This window comes from Rhizobacter sp. (assembly GCF_031412075.1).
Lineage (GTDB): Bacteria > Pseudomonadota > Gammaproteobacteria > Burkholderiales > Burkholderiaceae_C > Rhizobacter.
In genome coordinates this window covers 1-4,573 of sequence record NZ_JANOCG010000361.1, presented here as the reverse complement: position 1 = coordinate 4,573, position 4,573 = coordinate 1, and the positions used below count along the sequence as shown (strand labels likewise).

Annotated in this window: 3 protein-coding genes and 2 pseudogenes; all 5 read right to left on the bottom strand. The window is 64.3% G+C overall.

The window, feature by feature from the left end; genetic code table 11:
- A pseudogene (locus RMO40_RS13395) lies at positions 1 to 151 on the bottom strand (electron transfer flavoprotein subunit beta/FixA family protein); the annotation flags it as partial.
- Positions 152 to 294: 143 nt separating this feature from the next.
- Positions 295 to 1,269, bottom strand: coding sequence for a tripartite tricarboxylate transporter substrate binding protein (locus tag RMO40_RS13390; protein WP_489660160.1), 975 nt, complete (start codon positions 1,267 to 1,269; stop codon positions 295 to 297).
- Between the two features lie 67 nt (positions 1,270 to 1,336).
- Positions 1,337 to 3,019 carry a long-chain fatty acid--CoA ligase gene (locus RMO40_RS13385; RefSeq protein WP_309721943.1) on the bottom strand — a complete coding sequence of 561 codons (1,683 nt, stop codon included), beginning with the start codon at positions 3,017 to 3,019 and terminating at the stop codon, positions 1,337 to 1,339.
- A 26-nt stretch (positions 3,020 to 3,045) separates the two neighbouring features.
- Complete coding sequence (locus RMO40_RS13380; protein WP_309721940.1) at positions 3,046 to 4,131, bottom strand: phosphotransferase; 1,086 nt, start codon at positions 4,129 to 4,131, stop codon at positions 3,046 to 3,048.
- 27 nt (positions 4,132 to 4,158) lie between these two features.
- Positions 4,159 to 4,573 (bottom strand): annotated as a pseudogene (locus tag RMO40_RS13375) (acetyl-CoA C-acyltransferase); the annotation flags it as partial.

Genomic DNA, 4,573 nt, shown 5'->3' with positions numbered 1-4,573 from the left:
CCTTGAGGCGAACCGCTTCTTCGATCGCGATCTCGTCAAACGGGTTCATGCTCATCTTGACGTTGGCGATGTCGACACCGCTGCCGTCGCTCTTCACCCGCACCTTCACGTTGTAGTCAACCACTCGTTTGACGGCTACCAAGACTTTCATGGGGAACAACACTTTCTTCTGTTGAACAAAATCATCACAACTCCGTTCGGGCTGAGCCTGCCTGTCCTGAGCTGAGTCGAAGGGTCAAAGCCGCGCGGTGCACGGCGGGCCCTTCGACAGGCTCAGGGTGAACGGGAGAGGGCTTACTTCGCCGCCAGACCCAGGCGGTCAATCAGCAACTTGTCCTTGGCATAGGTCGCGATCGCCCACGACTTGTATTGCTCGCCGGTGCGGTACCACGGGTCCTGGTTCAGCTGGGCCAGCACCTCGGCATGCTTGGGGTCGTCCATGGCCTTCTTGAAGGCGTCGTGCAGGGTCTTCACCACGGCCGGGTCCATGCCCTTCGGGCCGACCAGTCCGTACGGCGAGTTGCCGACGATGTTGTAGCCCAGCTCCTTGGCGGTGGGCACTTGCGGCCAGCGTTTGGTGCGCTGTTCGCCGAAGGTGGCGAGCAGGCGCATCTGGCCGCCGTCGACAAACTTGTCCCAGCCCGAGGCATCGCTCGCGGCCATCACGTGGCCACCCAGCAGGGCCTGCATCAGGTCGGCGTTGCCTTTGAACGGCACGTGGTTGAACTCGACCTTGGCGTTGTTGGCCAGCTCTTCGAGCAGCAGGTGCGGGCTGGTGCCGATACCGGTGGAACCGAAGTCGATCTTGCCCGGCTGCTTGCGCGCGGTTTCGACATAGTCCTTGAAGCTCTTGTGCGGTGAATCGCTCTTCACGACAAAGCCGAAGGTGTAGCCCGACACGCCCATGATGAAGGTGAAGTCGTTGATCGGGCTCCACTGCACCTTGTTCATGTGCGGGATGCGCAGCATGCCCATCGGGTACTGCGAGATGGTGTAGCCGTCGGGCTTGGCGGTGAGCGCCATGGAGCTCGGGCCAAGGGTGCCACCGGCTCCGGGTTTGTTCTCCACGATGATCTGTTGGCCCAGGTGCTTGCTGGCCAACTCGGCCAGGGCGCGGTGGTGGCGGTCGGTCGAGCCACCGGCCGGCCACGGCACGATCAGGGTGATGGGTTTGCTCGGGAAGGCCTGCGCCAGGGCAGTGCCAAAGGGCGCGGCCAAGGCGGCGCCTGCGGCGGCGAGCATCAGGCCGCGGCGAATGCGCTGCACCATGATCTGGGACGATGTTTTCACGGTAAATCTCCGGTCGTGAGGGGGTTGTTGGATAACTGCTGCTGCATTACGGGGCGGTTCGATTCGCCTCTCGTTCTTGAAGTTCACGCCATTGCACCTTGCCCGAACCCGACTTGGGCAAGGAGGGCACGAACTCCACGATTCGCGGGCTCTTGTATGCCGCCATATGGTCGTGCGACCAGGTCACGATGTCTTGCTCGCTTACCCGCCCCTGAAATTCGGGCTTGAGCACGACCAGGGCTTTCACGGTTTCGCCACGCTTGGCGTCGCGTGAGCCGATCACGCAGGCCTCGTGGATCGCGGGGTGGCGGTACATGAGTGCTTCCACCTCCGCCGGCCAGACCTTGAAGCCCGAGGCGTTGATCATTCGCTTCAAGCGATCGACCATGAAGAAGTAGCCGTCTTCGTCGATCTGCGCCAGGTCGCCAGTGCGCAGGAAGCGCTTGCCGTCGAGCTCGATGAAGCTGTCTTTCGTGGCCTGGTCGTTGTTCCAGTAGCCGCGCATCACCTGCGGGCCGTGCACGATGATCTCGCCGGTTTCGCCCTGGGCCACTTCCTGCATCGTGGTGGGGTCGACCACACGCGAGTCGACGTCGAACACCGGGATGCCCAGGCACTGCTGTTTGGGCCGCTGCGGCGGGTTGATGTGGGTGGCGGCCATGGTCTCGCTCATGCCGTAGCCCTCCACATAGTCGAGCCCGGTCTTCTCTTTCAGCTTGGCGCAGATCGCCTGCGGCATGGCCGCGCCGCCGCCGCGTATGCCTTGCAGGCTGGAGAGGTCGTAGTCATCCAGCTTCGGGTTCGACAGGAAGTCGATCATCATCGTGGAGATGACCTGCCACACCGTCACGCGGTAACGCTGCATGCACTGCGCAGCGGCGTCGCGGTCCCAGCGCGGCAAGATGACGATGGTGCCGCCGATGTACAGCGGCCCGTTCATGCTGCCGGCCATGCCGGTGACGTGGAAGTAGGGCAGCACCGACAAATACACCGCGTCTTGCGTGCGGTTGAACCACTGCACGCCGCCGACCAGCGTGCTCATCACGCTGCGGTGGGTGTGCATGCAGCCCTTGGGCTGGCCGGTGGTGCCCGAGGTGTAGGGCATCACGCACAAATCATCGGGACCGGCGGTGAGCGGGCCGGGTGTCAGCCGGCGCGCGAGCACGTCGGCCCAGGCCACGGCGCCGGCATCGTCGAAGGTCTTGCGCGGCTCGGCCACGAACTCGGGCACGCGCAGGTCGGTGGGGCGCTTGAGGTAGTCGCTGTAGGTCGCGACGATCAGGTGTTTGAGGCCGCCCGCTTGGTTGTCGCGGTCGACCAGCGGGCTCATCTGCGCATACAGGTCTTGCGGCACGAAGGCGGTGGTGGCGCCAGCGTCTTTCACGTAGTGCCGCAGCTCGTCGGTCATGTTCATCGGGTTGACTGGCACGACCACCGCGTTCGCACGCAAGATGCCGTAATACGCCAGCACCCATTGCGGGCTGTTCTGCAGATACAGCAGCACCCGGTCGCCGGCCTTCACGCCGCATTCGTGCTGCAGGTAACCGGCAATGCGCTCGGCCTCGTCCTTGAATTCGGAGAAGGTGACCGGCGTGTCGTAGAAGACGATGAAGGGCTTGTCGGGGAAACGCTGCGCCGACACCTCGGCGTTGTAGAAGAGGTGGGTCTGCGGCAGCGTCAGGTGCTTGGGCAAACCCGGCGGCCAATGGGCAAGGTGGCGGTCCGACATGGCGGGGGCCTCATGAGAGAGTGTGTTCAGCGTGAGGCGTCGATTTCCTGGGCCAGTGCCCAGGCCTGCTCGGCCAGTGGCCGAGCCCGCTTGCCGGAGGCCACCGCATGCTCGCTCGATGCATTGCCTTGTTGCGCACGGTGGGCAATGCCCTGCAGGATGCCGGCCAGGCGGAACATGTTGAACACCATGTAGTAGTTCCACTCGGCCTTCGACACCGCGTTCTTGCGGCCGGTGCGCTCCATGTACATCGCCACGTACTCGGCTTCGCTCGGAATGCCGCGCGACACCAGGTCGGCGCCGGCCATGCCGCGGCCGGTGCCGCCATTCATGCGCCAGGTCATGCAGTGGTAGGCGAAGTCGACCAAGGGGTGGCCGAGCGTCGACAGTTCCCAGTCGAGCACCGCCAGGATGCGCGGTTCGGTGGGATGGAAGATCACGTTGTCGAAGCGGTAGTCGCCATGCACGATGGCCACTTCGTCGCCTTGCGGGATGTACTTGGGCAGCCACTCGATGAGCGCGTCGGCGGCTTCGATCTTCTCGGTCTCGGCGGCCTTGTACTGCTTGGTCCAGCGGGCGACCTGACGCTCGATGTAGTTGCCGGGCTTGCCGTAATCGCCCAGGCCGATGGCCTCGGGGTTCACGCGGTGCAGCGCGGCCATCACGCGGTTGAGTTCGCTGTAGAGCTCGCCGCGCTGGGCGTTGTCGTAGTCGGGCAGCAGGGGGTCCCAGAGGATGCGGCCTTCCACACAATCCATGATGTAGAAGGCGGTGCCCAGCACGGCAGGGTCTTCGCACAGGGCGTAGGCCTGGGCAACCGGCACGTCGGTCTGGGCGAGTGCGCTGATGACCTTGTACTCCCGGTCGACCGCGTGGGCCGAAGGCAGCAACACACCCGGCGGCTTGCGGCGCAGCACATAGTTCTTGCCACCGGCGCTCAAGCGGAAGGTGGGGTTGGACTGGCCGCCCTTGAACTGCTCCACCGCCAGCGTGCCGCTGAAGCCGGCCACATGCTCGCGCATGTAGGCGTCGAGCTTTTGCACATCAAACGCGTGTTGCGGTGCGACCGGCTTGGTGCCGGTGAACTGGTTGGCTGACGTGTCTTGGCTCATGCTCGGGAGTGTCTCAGGTGTCATCCTTCACACCACTTCGAACAAGCCCGCCGCACCTTGCCCGCCGCCGATGCACATGGTCACGACCACGTACTTCGCGCCGCGCCGCTTGCCTTCGATCAGCGCATGGCCGGTCAGGCGCGAGCCGGTCACGCCATAAGGGTGGCCCACCGCGATGGCGCCGCCGTTGACATTCAATCGGTCATCGGGGATGCCCAGCTTGTCGCGGCTGTAGATCACTTGGCAGGCGAAGGCTTCGTTCAGCTCCCACAGGCCGATGTCGCTGACCTTCAGGCCGGCTTGTTTCAGCAGCTTGGGAATGGCGAACACCGGGCCGATGCCCATTTCATCGGGCTCGCAGCCAGCGACCGCGAAGCCGCGGAAGATGCCCATCGGTTTGATGCCGCGCTTCTCGGCCAGCTTGCTGTTCATCAGCACGCAG